The 20,329-nt window shown below is 70.0% G+C and carries 19 protein-coding genes; 11 read left to right on the top strand and 8 right to left on the bottom strand.

Going from position 1 to position 20,329, the window contains the following annotated elements:
* Positions 1-41 precede the first annotated feature (41 nt).
* Positions 42-539 (bottom strand): transcription elongation factor GreA, encoded by a 498-nt coding sequence (gene greA, locus CT688_RS10520; protein ID WP_017835774.1) that lies wholly within the window; start codon positions 537-539, stop codon positions 42-44.
* A 122-nt stretch (positions 540-661) separates the two neighbouring features.
* Positions 662-1,114: a DUF4307 domain-containing protein gene (locus tag CT688_RS10515; RefSeq protein WP_107758151.1), complete on the bottom strand. Its 453-nt coding sequence runs from the start codon at positions 1,112-1,114 to the stop codon at positions 662-664.
* 135 nt (positions 1,115-1,249) lie between these two features.
* Here CT688_RS10515 and mca point away from each other — a divergent pair, with 135 nt between their 5' ends.
* The 7 genes from mca to CT688_RS10480 all read left to right on the top strand — a co-directional run bounded on the left by mca (position 1,250) and on the right by CT688_RS10480 (position 10,140).
* Positions 1,250-2,173 carry a mycothiol conjugate amidase Mca gene (gene mca / locus CT688_RS10510; RefSeq protein ID WP_107756856.1) on the top strand — a complete coding sequence of 308 codons (924 nt, stop codon included), beginning with the start codon at positions 1,250-1,252 and terminating at the stop codon, positions 2,171-2,173.
* A 44-nt stretch (positions 2,174-2,217) separates the two neighbouring features.
* Positions 2,218-2,484, top strand: coding sequence for a hypothetical protein (locus tag CT688_RS10505; protein WP_107758150.1), 267 nt, complete (start codon positions 2,218-2,220; stop codon positions 2,482-2,484).
* 98 nt (positions 2,485-2,582) lie between these two features.
* A complete protein-coding gene (locus tag CT688_RS10500; RefSeq protein ID WP_107756855.1) occupies positions 2,583-4,502 on the top strand; it encodes a hypothetical protein in 1,920 nt (639 codons plus the stop codon).
* Complete coding sequence (locus tag CT688_RS10495; protein WP_107756854.1) at positions 4,499-5,839, top strand: hypothetical protein; 1,341 nt, start codon at positions 4,499-4,501, stop codon at positions 5,837-5,839. Before CT688_RS10500 ends, CT688_RS10495 begins: the two co-directional genes overlap by 4 nt.
* The gene (locus CT688_RS10490; RefSeq protein WP_370446304.1) at positions 5,824-7,290 is read left to right on the top strand and encodes a glycosyltransferase; all 1,467 of its coding nucleotides are present in this window, start codon (positions 5,824-5,826) and stop codon (positions 7,288-7,290) included. The genes CT688_RS10495 and CT688_RS10490 overlap by 16 nt, the downstream gene beginning before the upstream one ends.
* Before the next feature lie 55 nt (positions 7,291-7,345).
* The gene (locus CT688_RS10485; RefSeq protein WP_107756853.1) at positions 7,346-8,974 is read left to right on the top strand and encodes a glycosyltransferase family 39 protein; all 1,629 of its coding nucleotides are present in this window, start codon (positions 7,346-7,348) and stop codon (positions 8,972-8,974) included.
* A gap of 113 nt (positions 8,975-9,087) precedes the next feature.
* A complete protein-coding gene (locus tag CT688_RS10480; RefSeq protein WP_107756852.1) occupies positions 9,088-10,140 on the top strand; it encodes a beta-mannosidase in 1,053 nt (350 codons plus the stop codon).
* Between the two features lie 15 nt (positions 10,141-10,155).
* Here the strand turns inward: CT688_RS10480 and CT688_RS10475 are convergent, their stop codons facing one another.
* Together CT688_RS10475 and CT688_RS10470 are read right to left on the bottom strand one after the other, a co-directional pair.
* The gene (locus CT688_RS10475; RefSeq protein WP_107756851.1) at positions 10,156-10,857 is read right to left on the bottom strand and encodes a CE1759 family FMN reductase; all 702 of its coding nucleotides are present in this window, start codon (positions 10,855-10,857) and stop codon (positions 10,156-10,158) included.
* Positions 10,854-12,104, bottom strand: a complete 1,251-nt coding sequence (locus CT688_RS10470; protein WP_107756850.1) for an LLM class flavin-dependent oxidoreductase — start codon at positions 12,102-12,104, stop codon at positions 10,854-10,856. The genes CT688_RS10475 and CT688_RS10470 overlap by 4 nt, the downstream gene beginning before the upstream one ends.
* 190 nt (positions 12,105-12,294) lie before the next feature.
* On the opposite strand from CT688_RS10470, the gene CT688_RS17750 reads away from it, so the two are divergent.
* On the top strand, positions 12,295-13,320 hold the full coding sequence (locus tag CT688_RS17750; RefSeq protein ID WP_231750290.1) for a nuclease-related domain-containing protein: 1,026 nt from the start codon (positions 12,295-12,297) through the stop codon (positions 13,318-13,320).
* Between the two features lie 17 nt (positions 13,321-13,337).
* On the opposite strand, the gene CT688_RS10460 is transcribed toward CT688_RS17750, so the two are convergent.
* Positions 13,338-14,894 (bottom strand): HNH endonuclease signature motif containing protein, encoded by a 1,557-nt coding sequence (locus tag CT688_RS10460; RefSeq protein ID WP_107756849.1) that lies wholly within the window; start codon positions 14,892-14,894, stop codon positions 13,338-13,340.
* 111 nt (positions 14,895-15,005) lie between these two features.
* Entirely contained in the window at positions 15,006-15,404 is a 399-nt protein-coding gene (locus tag CT688_RS10455) for a DUF2784 domain-containing protein (protein ID WP_107756848.1), read from the bottom strand.
* 302 nt (positions 15,405-15,706) lie between these two features.
* Between CT688_RS10455 and CT688_RS10450 the strand changes: the two genes are divergently transcribed.
* Genes CT688_RS10450 through CT688_RS10440 form a run of 3 tightly spaced genes read left to right on the top strand, consistent with a single transcriptional unit; the run spans position 15,707 to position 18,326 of the window.
* The gene (locus CT688_RS10450) at positions 15,707-16,780 is read left to right on the top strand and encodes a 3-deoxy-7-phosphoheptulonate synthase (protein WP_107756847.1); all 1,074 of its coding nucleotides are present in this window, start codon (positions 15,707-15,709) and stop codon (positions 16,778-16,780) included.
* 59 nt (positions 16,781-16,839) lie between these two features.
* Positions 16,840-17,607: an isoprenyl transferase gene (locus tag CT688_RS10445; RefSeq protein ID WP_197431406.1), complete on the top strand. Its 768-nt coding sequence runs from the start codon at positions 16,840-16,842 to the stop codon at positions 17,605-17,607.
* A complete protein-coding gene (locus CT688_RS10440; protein ID WP_107756845.1) occupies positions 17,607-18,326 on the top strand; it encodes an MOSC domain-containing protein in 720 nt (239 codons plus the stop codon). Before CT688_RS10445 ends, CT688_RS10440 begins: the two co-directional genes overlap by 1 nt.
* Before the next feature lie 114 nt (positions 18,327-18,440).
* Here the strand turns inward: CT688_RS10440 and CT688_RS10435 are convergent, their stop codons facing one another.
* Together CT688_RS10435 and CT688_RS10430 are read right to left on the bottom strand one after the other, a co-directional pair.
* On the bottom strand, positions 18,441-19,901 hold the full coding sequence (locus CT688_RS10435; RefSeq protein ID WP_107756844.1) for a PH domain-containing protein: 1,461 nt from the start codon (positions 19,899-19,901) through the stop codon (positions 18,441-18,443).
* The gene (locus CT688_RS10430; protein WP_228548955.1) at positions 19,898-20,296 is read right to left on the bottom strand and encodes a PH domain-containing protein; all 399 of its coding nucleotides are present in this window, start codon (positions 20,294-20,296) and stop codon (positions 19,898-19,900) included. Before CT688_RS10430 ends, CT688_RS10435 begins: the two co-directional genes overlap by 4 nt.
* Between the last annotated feature and the right edge of the window lie 33 nt (positions 20,297-20,329).

Below are 20,329 nucleotides of genomic sequence, written 5' to 3'. Positions count from 1 at the left end.
GATGGACGTCAAGAACCTACCACCGGGCCCGTCGTGGCCGGTCAGCTCTGGTACGGCTCCGCGGTCACGATCGTCACGGAGACGGACTTGCCGTTGGGGGTCGTGTACTCGCGGCTCTCGCCGACCTTCGCGCCCAGGATCGCGCGGCCCAGGGGGGAGTCGGGGGAGTAGATCTCGAGGTCGTCCTTGCCCGAGCCCTCACCGCGGGTGCCCACGAGGAACGTCTCCTTGGTGTCCTCGTCCCCGTTGTAGTACGCGCGGACGACGGAGCCCACCAGCGCGACGCCGGTCTCCGTGGGGGTCTCGCCGACCTGGGCGGTGGCCAGCAGATCGTCGAGCTGCCGGATCCGGGCCTCCTCCTGGCCCTGCTGCTCGCGTGCGGCGTGGTACCCGGCGTTCTCCTTGAGGTCGCCCTCCTCCCGCCGCTCGTTGATCTCGGCGGCGATGACCGGGCGGTTGGCGATCAGCGCCTCCTTCTCGGCCATGAGGCGGTCGTACGAATCCTGGGTCAACCAGTAGCCCTGGGTGTCGTTCGCCATGAGAGCGCACTCCAATCTGTTCGTGTGTGTGCTGCTGTACGAAAAACACGGCCCCGCGAAAGGAGCCGTGCTGATAGGACGATGCTAACACAGCGGTGACCTGCTGCGGGGCCGGAGAAGCCCTACCTGCGCAGGTAGTCCGGGATGTCGTCGCCGCAGCCGTAGGCGTCGGCCACGAACGCGCGGGCCGAGGTCGCGATGGACATGTCGACCTGGATCACGCTGTTCGCGGACGGGGGCACGTAGACCTCCCGCCGGCCGACCTCGCCCTTGGTCTGGTCCTGGGCGCGGACGATGCAGTACGCGGCCGTCCTGGGGTCGTCGCGGGTGACGGTCATCACCACGTCGGTCCGACCGTCGTCGACGACCGTCACGCCGATCACCTCGGCGGAGATCGTGGGGGTGGAGCTGAGCCGGTACCCGGCGACGGCGCCGGCCACCACGAGGGCTCCCACGAGCAGGACCAGGAATCCCGCGACCACCTTGCCCGTCACGCCGGATCCGGAGTCGTCGTACCGCCCGGCCGGCGGGGTCCCTGCCGCCTGCGGCGCCACGTCCGACCTCGGCTCACTCATGGTCCCCAGGGTATCCGGGGGCGGGCGACCGGCCTCCCCGGGGGCACCGGTGCCCGGTGTGTCCATAGAATGGCCCCTCACGATCAGAATGGGTCATCCCCGATCCCCGAGCTCTGAAGAACGGCAGGTGCGACGATGGCCGGTCTCCGGCTGATGGCGGTGCACGCCCACCCCGACGACGAGGCGTCCAAGGGCTCCGCGACCATGGCCAAGTACGTGGCCCAGGGCGTCACCGTGCTGGTGGAGACGTGCACCGGCGGGGAACGGGGCAGCATCCTCAACCCTGCGATGGACCGCCCCGACGTCGTGGCCGACCTCGTTCGAGTGCGACGCCGGGAGATGGCCCGCGCGGCCGACATCCTCGGCGTCGAGCACCACTGGCTGGGCTACGAGGACTCGGGTCTGCCCGAGGGTGACCCGTTGCCGCCGTTGCCTCCCGGATGTTTCGCCCTTGCCGACGACGACGAGGTCACCCGCTCCCTGGTCGCCCGGATCCGGGAGTTCCGCCCGCACGTGATGATCACCTACGACGAGAACGGCGGGTACCCGCATCCAGATCACCTCAAGGTGCACTCGGCGTCGATGGCCGCCTACGAGGCCGCCGCGGACCCCGCCCGCTATCCGGGGACCGGCGAACCGTGGGCGATCGCCAAGGTCTATTACACCCACGGTTTCCCCAAGAGCCGCCTGGAACTGCTCGACGAGGAGTTGTTCGCGCGCGACGGCGTCCGGCACTTCGCCGAGTTCCTCTCCCGCTGGGGCGACCGACCCGACATCATGGAACGGGTGACCACCCGGGTGGAATGCGCCGACTACTTCGAGCAACGCAACTCCGCGCTGCTGGCCCACGCCACGCAGATCGACCCCAACGGCTGGTTCTTCGCCGCCCCGGTGGAGATGCAGCAGCGTGTCTGGCCCACCGAGGAGTTCGAACTCGCGGCAAGCCGGGTGGCCATACCGGCGCGAGCTGAGGGAGAATACGAGTCAGACCTGTTCGAGGGCGTCGACCCGTACGTCCCGCTGCCGGTCGGACCGAGCACAGCGAAGGACCCGCGATGATCACTCTGGGACCGGACGTCCAGATCCTGGCGCACCAGGCGGTGATGGTCTTCGCACAGCACCAGTCGCCGGGCACCCCGGGGTACAACGACCACCCGATGGGGCCGGAGTTCGGCAAGGCCTCGCCGATCGGGATCCCGGTGGTCCTGCTGCTGCTGGTGGCCACCGTGCTGCTGATCCGCAACATGAACAAGCACATCAAGAACCTGCCCGAGACCTTCGACACCGATCATCCCGAGCCCGACCAGCTGGCCGACGAGGGCACGGACCGTGCGGGCGTCGAGGGGGGCGCACCCGCCGACCCTCGCTGATCGTCCCTGCGGCCTACCGCCTCTGAGAGCAGAGAGTGGGTGTACGGCTCGGCCGGATCCCAGGTCACGAGCCCGGGCGCCCGGTAGGGTCATGAGCCGTGTCCGCGCCCCCCGCACTTCGTGTTTCCGCCTGCCTCCTGCTCGCCGTCGCCCTCGCCGCCCCGACCCCGGCCGGTGCCCAGACCGTCATAGACGGACCCAGACTCGGGGTCGCGCAGGTGCTCCGGTTTCCTGATCGGAGCGCCGAGGTCGCGGTCCCGATCCCGGTCCCCGAGGGTCTGAGTCCCAGGACGATGAGCACGACGGTGCAGCTCCCGGTGGACCTCGACCGGGGGCATCTCGAGGCGTGGTCAGGTGGCCTGCTACTGGCCCGGGAGGAACTGAGATCGGACGCCGAGTTCGAGCGTCTCACCATTCCGCTCGATCGCGGGCGGGTGCGCAACGGCGTACTGAACCTCACCCTGCGGACCGTCCTGCACTCCCGCGGGGAGGCCTGTCCGGACTGGGGCGACCGGTCTCTGGAGCTGCGTGACACCGAGGTGGACTTCGCCGGCGAGCCCGAGGCGCCCCGGGTGCTGGCCGACTTCGTCCCCCCGGTCCTGGAACGCGTGGAGATCTACCTCCCGGACGAGCCGACCCGCGCCGAGTCGGAGGCCGCTGCCCAGTTGGCGCTCCTCGCGTCGTCGAGGTTCGGGCGGACGGGTCTGGAGATCGAGGTGCTCCCTGCGTCGGGGTCCAGGGCTCCGGATGCCTCGCCCTTCACCCGTCGGGCGGAGATCCGTGAAGCCGACGATTCCCTGATCGACCTGACCGACGACGCCGTCCCCACCGTGGTGGTCACAGGCGACTCCGCCGCCCTGGGGCGCCAGATGCGGTCGGTGACGAGCGACCTGTGGTCGCTGGCCGTCGCGGGTTCGGCCACCCTCGATACGCCTCTCCCGGCGCCCCGCGCCCTGGTGACCGAGGCGACCCTCGACGAGCTCGGACCGGGTTCGCGGTCCGCGCGGTCGGTGGGGTCGGTCTCGGCCAGCTTCGGGCTCGACCAGACCAGCCTCGGGCAGGTGACCGGGGACGTGACCGTAGATCTGGTCGGGTCCTATTCGCCGCCACCGTCCGACCGCAGCGGGCTGATCGTGGTGTCGGCCGGTCAGACCGTGCTGGAGTCGTGGACCGCCGATCAGTCCGGGATCATCGACCGCACGGTGACCGTTCCCGCCGGTGCGCTGAACCGGTACACCGACATCACCGTCTCCCTCCAGACCTCCGGCGCGGGCGCGGCCTGTGGAGTCCTGCAACCGTTGACCCTGATCATCGACGGAGCGACCCGGGTCCGTCTGTCCGAACCCGCCTCACCGGCGCCGGCTGGGTTCGGGTCCCTCCCGCAGGCGCTCCTACCCCGTCTGCAGGTGGCCACCGGCAGCGGATCGCTGGAGGACACCGCGCGGGCCGTGCGGATCCTCGCCGAACTACAGGCGCTGTCCGCCACGCCGCTGCTGCCCGAATGGGTGAGCCCGGAGACCCTCCTGGACGGCAACGTCCCCGGATTACTGGTGACGTCCGGGTCCGCCCCGTCCGATGTCGACCTGCCCCTGACTCTGACCGGCGGTCGCACACTGGAGGTGGTGGGAGCACAGGACGATCAGCCCGCGACGTTGCGGTTCTACGAGGACGTCGACTTCGCGTCGATGCAGGTGGTCCAGGACGGTGACCGAGCGCTCCTGGTGGCCTCGTCCAGTTCGGGTTCGGCGGAGCTCGACCGCACGCTGGAGTGGTTGGACGACGAGCCGGGTCGATGGTCGATGTTGGCCGGCAACGTCCTGTTCACCGCGCCGGACAGGGAGCCGATCGAACTGTCCACGGTCGAGGCGATCGATGGGGACGCGAGTCAGGAGGAGGAGGGAACCGACGGTGTCCGCACCGCCCTGCTCGTCGGTCTGGTGATCACGCTGGCGGGGGCGGCGGTCGCCGGGCTCGTCTGGGCGGCCTCTCGTCGCCGTCGGGTCCGCCCGCGGCGGTGAAGCCCGCCCAGGCTCTCCCCGGGGCTCTCGGCGAGGGAGCGGATCACGTCGCGAGGTGGGCGCTGCTCGTCGTGCTCGCCGCCGCCGGGTTCTGGCGGACGTGGGCGAGGATCGCAGGGGAGGTGACGGCAGGCTCCGGAAGCGAGGTGTTCCTCGCCGCCCCCGTCGGCGCCGTGCTCACCGCCGTGGCCTTGCACCTGAGGCGGCGCCCGGAGTTGCCGATCCACGACCGGCAGAGCGACAAGATCGCGGGGACGATCGTCCTGGCCATCGCGCTGATGATCGAGTGGCTCGTGCTGCCCCGGTACACGGAGACCTATGTGCTGTTGCACCTGGACTTCATCGCCGCCTGGATGTTCCTCCTGGGTGGATCGGTGTTCTTCTTCGGGACGCGCCGCACCTTCCGGTACTGGCCGTCCTGGCTGCTCCTCACCGTCGCGACTCCGGGTGCGTTGCGCCTGGCGGTGTTCGCCTTGGGTGGAGGCTGGGGGGCGGAGGCGGTGGTCATGGTGCTGGTGGTGTCCGTGGGGCCGCTGGCGATCCTCGGGCCGCCGGCACTCCGCCGCCTCCGCGGGGCCGGTGCGGCGGAGGACCGGCGGTCGGGTGGTTCACCCCTGCCCTCGTTGGTGGTCTCTCCACGTGAGGCCTGGCGCAGCGCACCTCTGGTGATCGTCGTGGCCGTGCTCCTCTCCCTCGCGCCGCTGCCGGCGGGGATCGATGAACGACTGTCCCCGGGGCCCGGTGCCCTGAACGGGGCAGGTCAGATCCTCCCCGCGGGATGGGAGGAGGTCGACAGGATCGACTACCCGTGGGCCGAGCGGATGTTCGGGCCGTCAGCCACTCTGGAGCGTCAGATGATCAGGGCGACGCGCGTCCGGGCCGACTGGGACGAGCTCCTGCGCCCCAGGGTGGCGGCGGTGCAGACGTTGACCGTCGGTGATCCGGGGGTTCTCGAGGTGTTCCCGTTGGAGATGATGTTCGATCTCAGTTCGGCACGGATCAGTCCGCCCCGGCCGGTACCACTCAACCGGGGCGTCTCCGCGCGGTACCGGACGGTGATCGACGACGAGAACCTCCTCACCTGGAGCGTGATGTCGTTCGTCTGGACACGGGCGGGGGACAGGATCCAACGTGTCACGCTCATCACCGTGGACAACCACGAGTTCGACGCCGAGTTCCCGCCGGCCGTTCCCGGCTCGCGGTCGTTCTCGCGCCTGCTCAGCCTGTCGCTGCGCGGAGCGGGTGCGGTCACCGACACCAATTCGCAGGAGAAGGATCTCGATATGCTGACCGAGCTCGCGACCGACCTCGTGGAGGCGCAGTGGACGGACGGGTAGATCCGGAGCCGGCGACCCCCGAGACCGCCGACCCGGACGACATTCGCAGCGAGGCGGCCCTCCACGACGCCGTGCACGGATTGTTCGAACGCGACCCGTCCGCCTCGGCGGCGGTGCCGTTCGTGCCGTGGCAGAAGTGGGCAGGACTCACCGGGGTCGCCGTGGTGGTCCTCGCCCTGGTCGTGGCCACCACCCCGACCCTCATCGCGTTGACGGCGGTGAGCACCGCCGTCTACCTCATCACGCTCGCCGACCGGCTCCTCCTCCTCGGCCGCGGGTTGGCGCGGGAGTCGATCCTGCACGTGGAGGACGACCGCGCCCTGGCCGTGCCGGACTCCGACCTGCCCACGTACTCGGTGCTGGTGCCCGCCTACAACGAGCCGGAGGTGATCGGCGACCTCATCGACGCCGTGAGCTCCATCGACTACCCGGCCGACAAGCTGGAGGTGTTGTTGCTGCTCGAGGCCGACGACGACGTGACGATCGACGCGGCGGAGGCCGCCGGTCTGGGCGAGGTGTGCCGGATCCTGCGGATCCCCCCGGCCGATCCCCGCACCAAGCCCAAGGCGTGCAACTACGCGTTGCACTACGCCACCGGGGAGATCATCACGATCTTCGACGCCGAGGACCGCCCCGATCCCCTCCAACTCCGGCGCGTGGCGGTGGCCTTCGCCGATCTCGACGACGAGGTGGTGTGCGTCCAGGCCAAGCTCGCATTCCACAACGGGTCGCAGAACATGCTCACGGCGTGGTTCACCGCCGACTACGCGCTGTGGTTTAACTTCCTCCTACCCGGTCTGATGAAGTCCAGCTCGCCCATCCCGCTGGGGGGCACGTCGAACCACATCAAGGCCGACGTGCTGTCCGAGATCGGCGCGTGGGATCCGTACAACGTCACCGAGGACGCCGACCTGGGTGTGCGGATCGCCGCCCGCGGACACCGGACGGCCGTGCTGGACTCCACCACCCTGGAGGAGGCCAACCCTGACCCGATCAACTGGATAAGGCAGCGTTCTCGCTGGTACAAGGGGTACCTGCAGACCTGGCTGGTGCACATGCGTCATCCGGTCACGCTGTGGCGCACCCTCGGCACGGTGAGCATGTTCCGCTTCACGACCCTGCTGGCCGGGACCCCCGTGATCGCCTGCCTCAACATGGTGTTCTGGCTCGTGACCCTGTCCTGGATACTCGGCCAACCGGCCGTCATCGAGCAGGTCTTCCCCGCCTACGTGTACTTCCCCGCGTTGATCTGCCTGGTGCTCGGCAACTCGACCATCCTCTACTCGAACTTCATCGCCTGCCGGGAGACCGGCAACGCGGCGCTGTGGTGGGCGTGCCTGACCGTCCCGCTCTACTGGGTGCTCATGTCGATCGCCGCGATCAAGGGGACCTATCAGCTCTTCGCCAACCCCTCCTACTGGGAGAAGACCGTGCACGGGTTGGCGTCATGACGCGGGTCGGCGTCATGAATCGACCGCTGGTCGGCATCACGCTGGGACCGGCCTCGTGAGATCCCGTCCCGTCGCCGTCTTCTGCGCGTTCACGCTGCTGTACCTGGCGGTGGGGCTCTACCTCTCCCTCGGTGCCAACTACCTGCAGGGCGACGCGTTGAGTCGCGTGGCCGACACGCGGGCCGCGCTGCTGTCCAGAGACCCGCATCTGGCGGCCATCGGCTTCATCTTCACCCCGCTCACCGCGCTCGCCCAGCTCCCGCTCGTCAGTCTGTCCGGGTGGTTCCCGGGTCTCACCAGATGGAGCCTGACCGCGGTGGCGGTGAGCGCGCCGGCGATGGCGGCCGCGGTCACCCAGATCCACGCACTCGCGGGGGAACGCCAGTGCCCGGCCTGGTTCACCTGGGGGGTCACCCTGGTCTTCGGATTGCATCCGATGATCGTGTACTACGGGGCGAACGGCATGAGCGAGGCCCTGTTCGTCTTCTTCGTGGTGTGGGCCGTGCGCCGCCTCGTCCGGTGGATGACCACGGACGACGTCCACGATCTGATGGTGGCCGGCTTCGCGCTGGGGATGTCCTACCTGGCCCGCTACGACGCACTGGCCGCCTCGGGCGCTGCAACCCTCGTCGTCGTGGTGGTGTCATACCGGCGCAGCCGCAGGACCGAGACGGCGATCCTCGACGGCGTGATCCTCGCCGCGCCCACCGCACTGGCGTTCCTCGTGTGGGCGGCGACCAGCTGGCTGGTGACCGGCAGTGCGCTCGCGCAGTTCTCCTCGCGCTACGGCAACGCCGCGATCCTCGAGCAGTCCGGAGGGGGTTCCACCGGGGGGCTCTCGGCCCTCGGGTTCTCGGCGGCCGAGATCGTCGCGCTCGCCCCGGCACTCGGTGTGGTCCTGCTGGTGTGCGTGGTGCTGTCGGTGCGCCGCCGGGATCCTGAACCGCTGGCCGCGGTGGTCCTCGTGGCGGTGCTGGGCTTCGCGGTGTTCACCTACCTGCGCGGCATGACGTTCCCGTTCCTGCGGTTCTATATCAGCGCGATACCCCTGATCGTCGTGCTGGCGGTGTTCTGCGTCCCGCGCGGGGGTGTCATGACCACCCGGCGGCCCGGCCCCCGGGCGACCGCGAGAACACAGGACCGGCTCGCGGGCGGGCGCCTCGTCCCGACGGGAATGCTCATCCTCCTCGCGGCGGGAGTCCCGTTCAGTGCAGTGGCCATGGCCTCCCCGACACTGTCCCAGGAGCAGCACGCGCTACACGCGGTGATCCTGCCCGAGTCGGGGAACAGGCCCCCGGAGCTCAGGATGCAGCAGGAGGCGATCGTCGCATCGTTCGACACCGAACGACGACTCGCCGACTACCTGGACTCCCTCGACCTGCCCGAGGGGGCGGTCATCATGGACACGGTCCACGGCTTCCCGATCATCGCCTCCACCACCAGGCCCGAACAGTTCGTCATCCCCTCGGATCGCGACTTCGTCGAGATCCTCAACGACCCGGCGGCCAACGGTGTCCAGTTCCTGCTGACGGTGCCCGCCGAGGGGCGTGGCACCTCCGACGCGCTCAACCTCCGCTATCCGACCGTCCACGAGAACGGGGCCCAGCTGGGCAGCCTGGAGTTCGAGGTGGTCAACTCCGGTAGTGACCGCCCGACCTGGCGGCTGTGGCGGGTGTACGAGTAGTCCGCGGCGCGCCGCGCACCGGCTGGAAAGGGCCGCGCGGACGGCCGGAACCGCGCCGGACACCGTCGCCGGGATCCGGTGGTGGTCCGGGAACCGTCGACTATTGTCAGCTCATGAAGAACTCTGCCATCGTCGGGGTGCTGGTGCTCGTCTTGACGCTGGCCTGCGCGGCGCCGCCGGATTCACGATCGCAGGCGCAGCCGCATCGCGCGACGGTCTCCGGAGGAGAACTCCACCTCGACGGCCAACCCTGGTGGCCGACAGGGCTCAACGCCTACCAGCTGGCCACGGACTGGAGCGTCAACCGGGGATGCGGCGCGATGGTCGACCTCGACGCGTACTTCGGTTCACTTCCGGACGGTGCCGCCACGCGATTCAACGTCTTTCAACAGCTCGCCGTGAACAAGTTCACCGGGGCCCTGGACTTCGCCCCGATCGACGCGGTCTTCGCCGCCGCGGAGCGCCACGATCAGATGGTGATCCCAGTTCTCGTGGGCCAGGACGGCGCCTGCGAGGACGAGCAGTACAAGGACCGCGACTGGTACCTGGACGGCTGGGAACAACCCACGGCGATGCCACTGAGCTACCGAGACTGGGTCACGACCGCGGTCGAACGGTGGTCGGGCTCGCCGGTGATCGCGGCCTGGGAGCCGATCGGCGAGCCCGAGACCGCGGTATGCGGAACGGCCGACTGCCACTGGCAGTACCGGACCTGCCCGGCGGACTCCGCGCAGGTTCTGCGTGAGTGGACCGACGAGGTCGGGCAGCTGATCCGGGACCGCGACCCCGGCCGACTCATCACCGCCGGCCTCCTGGGCGGGGACCAGTGCGGGCTGGTGGCCGATGGGTACAGACTCATCGCCGAATCCCCGTACGTCGACGTGCTCCAGTATCACGACTACGACAACGCGGGATTCTTGCCACTGCGCCTCGCGCAGACCGACAAGCCGCTGGTGGTCACCGAGCTCGGGATCGCCGCGGGGTCCTGCCTGGCCCTCGAGGATCGTGCGGTCCTCATCGGGGAGCGCATCGACGACTACGAGGCAATGGGTGCGGCAGGGGCCATGCTGTGGGCGTTCGTCCCGGACCCCAGGCCGGGCGAGTGCACGTACGACATCGGCCCGGAGGACCCCATCAGGGCGCTGCCCCAGATCGCGCGGAACTAGCTCGTCCGCCCCGGGTCAGGTCGCCCCACCGAGCAGATCGCCCATCGGGACGAAGTCGCCGAACTCGTCGTCGTCGTTCCTCCGGCCCCGGCCCGCATCCGAACGGGTCGGCGCCACCGCACCGGGGGCGACACCGGCGAACCGCAGCATGTAGTCGGCCAGTTCCGTGCCGACGCGCTGCGCGCGCGTGGACAGCGACTCGCCCTCGCCACCCGGGGCGACCGCCCCGAAATCCTCGGACGCCGCGAACACCGAGGTCGGCACCACGTCGGCCTTGAGATAGGCGAACATCGGTCGCAGTGCGAAGTCGATCGCCAGCGAGTGCCGGACGGTGCCACCGGTCGCCCCCAACGCCACCGGGACGCCCGCCAGCGTTCCGGGGTCGATGACGTCGAAGAAGGACTTGAAAAGGCCCGAGAACGACTGGTTGTAGGTAGGCGTCACCGCGATCACCCCGTCCGCTCGGCCGATCTCCTCGAGGGCCGCGCGCAAGGTGTCACCGGGGAACCGGGTGAGCGTGGCGTCGACGACCTCGTGGGCGAGCCCCCGGACCTCAAGAACCGCCACGTCGACGTCCTGACCGTGACGCGTCAGGGCCTCACGGGTGGCCGAGGTCAGCCGGTCGGCCAGCATCCTGGTACTCGACGGCACCGAGGTGCCAGCCGAGACCACGACCAGCCGCAGCGGGCGGGCGTCGGGCGAGTGAGTGGGGGTCACTTGCTGCTCCTTCCGGCCGGTGCCTGCGCGAGACGGGACTCGGTGCGACGGGCGCGCGCCAGGGACTGCTCTTGCGCGCGCTGTCCGCCCTCGACCGTCAGGCCGGTCCAGTTGTCCCCGGTGCCGAACCGGTAGGCGTCCGAGTAGGCGGGCTCGCCCTCGGCGGCCAGTGCGGCGTCGCGTGCTGCGACCCGGGCTGCGTGGGTCGGTCCGTCCGGCACGTGGGCCGGCCGCTTCGCGTCGAGTTCCCGGCGCAGGACCGGCACGATCTCGGTGCCGAGGATCTCGATCTGCTCCATGACGGTCTTGCGGGGCAGTCCGGCGTGATCGATGAGGAACATCTGGCGTTGGTAGTCGCCGACGTGCTCGCGCATGGTCAGGTAGCGGTCGATGACCTGCTGCGGGGAGCCCACGGTCAGCGGGGTCTGGGCGGTGAAGTCCTCGAGCGACGGGCCGTGGCCGTACACCGGTGCGTTGTCGAAGTAGGGGCGGAACTCGTCCACGGCGTCCTGGCTGTTGGGGCGTGCGAAGAACTGACCGCCCAGGCCCACGATCGCCTGATCCGCGGAACCGTGGCCATAGTGCTCGTAGCGGCGGCGGTAGAGCTCGACCATCTGCTTGGTGTGGCTGATCGGCCAGAAGATGTTGTTGTGGAAGAACCCGTCACCGTAGTAGGCGGCCTGCTCCGCGATCTGCGGCGAGCGTATCGACCCGTGCCAGACGAAGGGTGCGACCCCGTCGAGGGGGCGCGGGGTGGAGGTGAACTGCTGGAGGGCGGTCCGGAACTTGCCCTCCCACTCCACCACGTCCTCGTGCCACAGGCGGTGGAGCAACTCGTAGTTCTCTATCGCCAGCGGCAGTCCCTGCCGGATGTCCTGGCCGAACCACGGGTAGACCGGTCCGGTGTTGCCACGCCCCATCGTCAGGTCGACCCGGCCCCCGGCCAGGTGCTGGAGCATGGCGTAATCCTCGGCGATCTTCACCGGGTCATTGGTGGTGATGAGCGTCGTGGCGGTGGACAGGATGATGTCCGAGGTCTGCCCCGCGATGTAGCCGAGGGTGGTGGTGGGGGAGGACGTTACGAAGGGCGGGTTGTGGTGCTCTCCCAGCGCGAAGACGTCCAGGCCCACCTGCTCGGCCTGAATCGCGTACTCGACTATCGCTTCGAGGCGCTCGTGCTCGGTGGCCACCTGCCCGGTGTGCGGGTCAGGGGTGATGTCGGCGATGGAGAAGATCCCGAACTGCATGATCGCGAGCCTTTCAGTCTGTTGGGGCGTTCCCTCTGGTTGATGAGTTCCATCCTAACTTGCTGACATGTCAAACAACAGGGGGGTGCCGAGTATTCCGTATCACTCGCGGGGCTTGACGAATCGCGCGTTCCGCCACGAGGTGGGGCGTCGGGGTGTGAGGATTCGACGACTGTCAACAGGAGGCGCCGTGACCGAGTGGATCGTTCGAAGGTGGGTCCGTTTCGGCCACGACAGGCTCTACGCCGCGACCCCGGGCGGAACCGACCTGGGATACCTCGATCTCGCCACCGGCCGCTACCACTCCGACGACCTCAGCAACCTGCCGCTGTTGCGCAAGGCGATCGAGGACCACATGGGCGCCCGGCGGCACGGCGGGTCGGTACGAGAGCCGAACCGGCAACCTCAGGGGAACGCTTCGCCGACGGCGTCTCCAGCCGGGACCCCGGTGGCGCCACCGACGCTCCCGACACCGCTTTCCCCGACACCGCTGGCACAGTCGCCGGGGCCGGTCGCGGCGACTGCCCCGGTTCCGCCTCCGGCCACAGCGCCGCCCCTGACCACAGCGCCGTCAACCCGATCCGGGCTGAGGTGGCACGATCTTTCGGACACTCGTGCGGGGGCGGCCGCCCGCGAGCGGGCACTCGCCGAACGGGAGGCGCAGGGGATGGTGCGCCACATGTTCGCCCGGGTCCTCGATGCGAAGACGGACGAGCGCGCGTGGCGCATCGGTGCGGATGGTGAGCAGGCGGTCGGTGATCAGCTGGCCGCACTGGATGCTCGGTGGAGAATCCTGCACGCCGTGCGCGTGGGGGAGCGGGGTGCCGATATCGAACACGTGGTGATCGGACCGGGCGGCGTGTTCACCGTGAACTCCAAGAATCACCCCAAAGCCTCGATCTGGGTGGGCGGCGACACCTTCATGGTCAATGGCAGTCGGGTTCCGTACATCCGCAACAGTCGGCATGAGGCGAGGCGCGCATCCCGTCTGCTGGCGGAGCATGTCGGCTTCCCGGTGCCGGTCACCGGGGTGATCGCGGTGGTGGGAGCGCGCCGGGGATTCACCGTGAAGAACCAGCCGATAGATGGCGCTGTGACGGTGGTGACCAGGCGCGGCATCAGGCGATATCTCACATCGCAGCCGCAGCGACTGGGATTGCGCGAGATCGACGCGATCCACGAGGTCGCCAGACGATCCACGACATGGCATCGCTGAACCCGAGCAGGACCCTGTCAGGCGGGGTGGGGGCGGTGGGCGCCGGGTGGGTTGGTGAGGTGTCCGTCGTCGGTGATGAGGCGGTCGAGGTGGTGGCGCCATCGGTGGTCGAGGATCCGGTCGCGGGCCTGGGCCAGGGGGCCGTGTGGGGTGGCGCGGTGTTCGTGTCCGGTTTCGGTGATGATGGTCAGTTCGCCCAGGGGTCCGGACCGGTAGGCGCAGTGGCCGAAGGTCTTCTCGCGGTGATGCGTGCGGCACAAGCAGATCAGGTTCCATTCGGCGGTGGGTCCGCCGAGTTCGGGACGCTGGTGGTCGAAGGCGATGACGTGGTCGATCTCGCAGTCGTGGGCGTCGACCGTGCACCCGGGGTGGCGGCAGGTTCCGTCGCGTAGCCGGATCCGTTCGGCCAGGGCGGGAGTGATGAAGTACTTGAGCACCGCGTCGGGCAGGTCGAGCACTCCGGGTTGGGGGTCGATCAGTTCGAATCGCACTGTGGCGTCGCCGCCGGAGAGGAGTTCCTCGCACAGCCAGTCGACGCTGGCGTAGGCGCCGGTGACGAACTGCACGCGGTTGGGCAGGCCCTGGGCGATGCTGTCGATGATCGAGATCCGGATGGGGTGGTCGGTGCCCCAGGACGCCCCGGGCCGCGGCCCACCCGTACCGGCGGCACCGGCGGCACCGTCGGCAGCCCTGTCGGTGGCGCCGGTGTCAGTGCTGGCGGCGGCGCCTGTGCCAGCGGTGTCAGTGCTGGTGGCGGAGTCGTCGGTATGGCGTAGGGGGGTGCAGATGTCGTCGGTGTTCGGATCCCCGAGGGCGCACAGGGCGTCGGCGCGTAGTTGGTTGCGGGTGCGGGGATGGCCTGCCTGCCAGGCGGTGCGGGCGGCGGCCTCGATGCGGCGGCGCAACTTCTCGGCGTCACTGCTGGGCAGGTGGGCCCACATGCTGGTCATGCCGTTGCGGCCGGGGCGAAACCGGACGGTGCGCTGCTCGACCGCGGCGTCGACCGCGTCGTCGGCGGCCCGGGGATCGTGGCGTTCTCTCGCTGTGTCGACCGCGGTGTCCAGGGCGGCGCGGCTGGGTCGGTGGCCCCCGTCCAGGTCCCGGGCCAGGGCGCCGACGACCTCCGATTCCACTGCCGCGATCATCTGGTCGGGGATCTCGGCCAGCCGGCAGGCGGTGTCGATGGCCAGCTGTTCGGGCAGCAGGCCCCGGTCGACGGCCTTGCGCAGCAGGGGCAGGCGGGTGTGGATCTGGGTGCCGGCGGTGACCAGGCGTGCGGCGTGCCAGCAGGTCAGGGACATCGCCGCGGCCAGGTGGTCACGGGCCCGGTCGGCCGGGTCCAGGCGGGCGAACGCCGGCCGCGGGCTCGCCCCGTCATCGTGCGCTGCCTCATCCAGCCGCGCCATCGCCTCGACGAGGTGATGGGCGGCCCGCAACCGGGTCGCCGCCGCGAGGTTCTGCGCCAGCGTCGCCGACCGCGCCACCTCACTGAGCGCCTCGGCGCCCAGCGTGTCCAGAGCCTCCGGCACGGCGCGCAGCGCCCCGAACGCCGCCGAGCTCGTCGTCGTCACCATCGGAACCACTACCACCACACCCCCAGTCGCTGATCGAACCTAGGTGCGATTCTACCGTGGCCGGTGGGATCGCACAAGCATTCGAATACTGGTCGGCCGGTCCGGTCTCCCTCAGGTCTGGCGCACCTCGGACGCGGGGCTGTCAGACCGTGCCCGCGCTCGCCACTGCAGGTACGCCAGACCCGCCCACGAGACGAGCACGGCGGTCGCGACGGCGACGTGGGCCGTCCACAGATGCTCCGCGGGGTAGATGACGTCGGTGAGGTAGTGGTCGATGAACCCTGAGGAGGGCAGCGTCTCCTCGCCCGCGCGGGCGCGTCCCCAGTTCTCGACGTGGGTGAGCGGACAGACCCACCCCACCGTCGCGATCCCCAGTCCGTACGCCGCCGTCGCCAGGTGGGGCCAGAACGTCCACCGCCATCGCCACGCGAGGAAGCCGCCCACCACCATGTACACGAGGAAGGCTGCGTGGAGGATCATCGCGGTGTCGGCGACGAGTCGGTAACCCATGAGTCCAGGGTGCCAGCCGGAGCGCGGGACGCGAGTGGCCTGATTCCCGCGGCCTCTGCTACGGTGTCCCGCATGTCGATCGCTCGCGCATATTGGCGCTTTATGTGGGCTCCGGGTGGAGCCCGCGCCGCGAGCGCACACGTCCGCTAACCGGACGTCCCGACACCCGGAGCCCAGAGGCGGTGACCACCATGGTCGCCGCCTCCCGCCATTTCCCACGGCGGATCCGGGTGCGACACAGGGCACCGACCAGGATCACGGCACCCGGCCCGCCACCACCACCGCATCAGGAGCGCACCGCCGTGACCATCACCGCCGAGAACCCCACCCAGACCGCCGACCGACGCGTCCTGTCGTACTCCCCGTTGCCGACGCCGACCGAGATCCTCGGAGAACTCCCGCTGGGGGAGGCCCGCGAGGCACTGGTCGACCGCAGCCGCGGTGAGATCGCCGACATCCTCGCCGGGCGTGACGACCGCCTGCTCGTGGTGGTGGGTCCCTGTTCCGTCCACGACCCGGACGCCGCACTCGACTACGCGGAGCGCCTGGCGACCCTCGCCCGGGAGGTCTCGGAGGACCTGCTGATCGTCATGCGCGTCTACTTCGAGAAGCCGCGCACGACGGTCGGGTGGAAGGGCCTGATCAACGACCCCGCACTCGACGGCAGCTACGACATCCCGCGCGGTCTGCGCACCGCCCGCAGGCTCCTGTTGGACGTGCTGGACCTTGGACTTCCCGTCGGTTGCGAGTTCCTGGAACCGACCAGCCCGCAGTACATCGCCGACGCCGTCTCCTGGGGCGCCATCGGGGCGCGGACGACCGAGAGCCAGGTGCATCGCCAGTTGGTCTCCGGTCTGTCCATGCCGGTGGGGTTCAAGAACGGCACCGACGGCGAGGTGCAGGTCGCGGTGGACGGATGCCGGTCCTCGGCATCGCGCCACGTGTTCTTCGGCACCGACGCCGAGGGCCGGGCAGCCGTGGTGGAGACGGCCGGCAACACCGACTGCCACGTGATCCTGCGCGGTGGGACCCGCGGTCCGAACCACGACGCCGAGTCGGTGGCCTCCGCGGTGGCCTCGGTCGCCAAGGTGGGACTTCCCGGCCTGGTGATGGTCGACGCGAGCCACGCCAACTCGGGCAAGTCCCACGAGCGCCAGGCCGAGGTGGTGGCCGAGCTCGCCGAGCGCATCGGGGCGGGGGAGCAGGGCATCTCCGGCCTGATGATCGAGAGCTTCCTCGAAGCCGGGTCCCAGTCCGTCGACGCCGCCGACCTCGTCTACGGCAAGTCCGTCACCGACGCCTGCATCGGCTGGGACACCACCGAGGACGGAGTGCGCGCGCTCGCCGCGGGGGTGCGCGCCGGCCGACGCGGCTAGAACCCCCACGGGTCAGGGGGACCCCTGTGGAGGGGGCGTCGCGCGGTAACCTCTTCCGGGTGGACGCCTCCTCCCCGTTGTACTCGCTGTACGAGTCGCGACTCCGGTCGTCACTCGAGGGTGCCCGGCTCCCACGACATATCGCCGTGATGGCCGACGGCAACCGCCGCTGGGCCAAAGAGGCGGGGTTCGCGGACGTCGCGCACGGTCACCGGGCCGGGGCGGTCAAGATCGCCGAGATGCTCGGCTGGTGTGACGAGCTGGGCGTGGACGTCGCCACCATCTACCTGCTCAGCACCGAGAACCTCGGTCGTGATGCCGATGAGCTCGACGAGTTGCTGCAGATCATCGCCGACGTGGTGGACGAGATCACGGGCCCGGACAAGAACTGGGATGTCCGCATAGTCGGCCGGCTCGAAGTGTTGCCCGAATGGCTGGCCGAGCGGCTGCGGCACGCCGAGCGCGCGAGCACCGGGCGACGGGGGGTCAAGGTGAACGTCGCGGTGGGCTACGGCGGCCGGCAGGAGATCGCCGACGCGGCCCGCGAGCTCGTCGCGCAGCTGATCGAGGACGGTCGGACCGGGCAGGACCTGGTCGACGGCATCACCGTCGAGGCCATCGGGGAGCACCTCTACACCTCCGGTCAACCCGATCCCGACCTGGTGATCCGGACCTCCGGCGAGCAGCGGCTGTCGGGGTTCCTGCTCTGGCAGAGCGCGTACTCGGAGATCTGGTTCACCGAGGCGTACTGGCCCGCGTTCCGCCGCGTGGACTTCCTCCGTGCCCTGCGCGACTACGGCGCCCGCAACCGCAGGTTCGGCCACTGATGCCGGCCGCGAACGCTCCCGAGTCCGGGGTGGCCGTCCCGGAGTCGTTCACCGTTCGCTCCGTCTGCGTGGTGGACCAGCTCCTCACCGTGCCGGGCCGCGTCGGGGTGACGGCGATCGACAAGCGGCCGGTCGACGGCCCTGTGCAGGTCCGCGAGTACGGCCTCCACGGCGACGTGCAGGCCGATCGCGAACACCACGGCGGAGTATGGAAGGCCGTCTACCTGCTCTCCGACTCCGATGTCGCGCCCTGGGAGCCCGAGTTCGGCGGGCCGATCCCGCCCGGGTTCTTCGGCGAGAACCTGCGCGTGACCGGCGTGGACACCTCGCAGCTCCAGATCGGTACGGTGCTCGAGGTAGGCGCGGGCAGCGGTCGTCGCGGTCCGTTGCGCCTCGAGATCACCACGCCACGCATCCCGTGCCAGACGTTCGGCGACCGCGTCGGCAAGCCCAGGTGGGTGCGCCGGTTCACCGAGGCGGGTAGGCCGGGCGCCTACGCCCGCGTCCTGCGCCCGGGTCCTGTCGAGGCGGGCGACGAGATCCGGCTGGTGTCGGTGCCCACGCACGGTGTGACCATCGGGAGGGTGTTCGAGGGGGTCGACGACGACGAGGCCCGCCGCCTTCTCGACGAGTACGCGCTGGCCGACCTCGCGCCCAGTCTGGTGCGCAAGCTCGACCCCGCGACGGACGTCCGGCCCGCCGACACGGACGCCGGCTGAGCCGGGCTCCGTCCGCTGCCCTCATCGCGCGGTCGATTTCACTCACGTTCTCCCAGGTCGCCTGCTGCGTTTCGCGTCATTTGCGACCACTCGGCGGTGATGGCCCGGCGGTGCTCACTCGGCGAGGTGGTCCCACACCGGCCCGGCGGTGCGCCACAGCGCGGGCGCCTGCTCGCGGCCCACGTCCGGTAACCGGAATGCCCCGCTACCGCCGGCCGTGGTGGCGACGAGCGTAGCCAGACCGGCGCGGCGTTGCAGAGGCGAGCGCCGGATGTTCCAGCCGAGGATCCCGCCCCGATCGAGAACGTCGGTCCGCCGGGTCAGCGAACCCTTGCGCAGCGCCACCACCCCGTCGGTGACGGCGTGCCCGAGGCCTCGGGCGTTGTCGAACGCGGCCCAGATCGCGACGGCGGCGGACAGTCCGAGCGAAACCAGCGGGACCCACCAGAGCCACGGCCAGAGCACCGCAGGGACGAGCGACACCCCCGTGATCGCGACGACGACCGCGCCCGCCCGGACGAGCCTCCGTCGACGTGCGGCGGACGGGTGGGCCAGGAGCGCGGTGGGCACCGGCTCACCGAGAATCGTCCCGGCCACACCGGCGGACACCGCCCGTGGCGAGGGGGGAACCAACGCCGGACTCTGCTTCTTCTTCCCCTCGTCGTCCTTCCCGGTGCCTACCCCCGACGCGATCACGTCGAGCCGAGCAGCTCCGAGAACTCTGAACCCCGGGGGCTCGTGGAGCGTGACCCCGCGTATGCGGCGGCCGTCGAAGGAGGTGTGCCGGCCCACGAGCAGTCCCCGCCGCAGCTCGAGCGAACCGTCCTCATGGCGCTCGAGTCGCAGGTTCCACCAGTTCTCCACGAAAAGGGCCACCGATGCGACGGTGCCCACCACCAAGGCGAGAAGCACCACCCCGGCGGCGATCACCGGGATCGGCAGGTCGCCGATCCGGGACCAGATCCAGTCGAGCATCTCGGGCACGGCCCTGAACCAGTCAGCGACCTGGAACACCACACCGATGCCCAGGAGGCCGAACAGGGGAGTCATGACGCTCGCGGGCGCGTAGCGGACCCACCCCGGGTCCAGGCGCACGAGCTCGGTGGTGTCGGTGGCGGCGCGCTCGGCGAGAAGCCGACGTCGCAACTCCTCGGCGACCTCGCGGTCCAGTGCGCCGAGGATGAGTCTGGACCCGTCGGTCTCGCCACTGGCCAGTCGCACCGTCGCGATACCCATCCGGCGTTGCACCAGGTCCGCCGAGATCTCCACGTTTCGCACCCGACCGGTCGACAGGCTGGTGGTGGAGGTGGAGAGGAATCGGACGCGGCGTTCGATCCGGTGCGCGTCCACGCGATAGCTGGTCACGGCGAGCCGGGCGGTCTCGATGACCGCGGTGGCCGCAGCGCCGAGGATCATGCCGCCGATGGTCCACAGCACCACCCATGCCGGGCCCACCCCGGCGAGCAGGAGCGCGGAACCGGCGGGAACCGCGGTGACGGCCAGGGCCCCCGCGGCCACGATGGTGCTGGCGGCGACGGTCCGACGATCGAGGCGACGCCACTCCGGTGCGGTCATGTGGCGTCCCGCTGGTCGTCCTGCGCCAGCAGCGTCAACCTGTCAGCCATCTCCTCGGCCTGCGCGGCGTCCAGCGCACTGATGCGGACCGCTCCCGACGAGGAGGCGGTGGTGACCACGACGGTGGCCAACCCGAACTGTCGTTGCAGGGGTCCGCGGGTCTTGTCGACGGTCTGCACACGCGACAGCGGCGCGGCCCGCCATTCCTCCCAGAAGAGGCCACTACGGCTGTAGACGGCCGTGTCCGTGGCCTCCCATCGATGGATCGCCCAACGCACCCTCGGCACCGCGACCAGCGCCACGGCCATCGCGACCGCCCAGCCCGCAGCCGCGAGGAGGACCCACGGAGACAGGACCAGTCCGAGGATGACGGCCACCACGAGCGGCCCGGCCATCCACAGTCCGACCTGGGCGGTCCACCAGCGACG

This window comes from Dietzia sp. JS16-p6b, assembly GCF_003052165.1.
Lineage (GTDB): Bacteria > Actinomycetota > Actinomycetes > Mycobacteriales > Mycobacteriaceae > Dietzia.
This window is presented reverse-complemented; position numbering and strand designations above follow the sequence as displayed.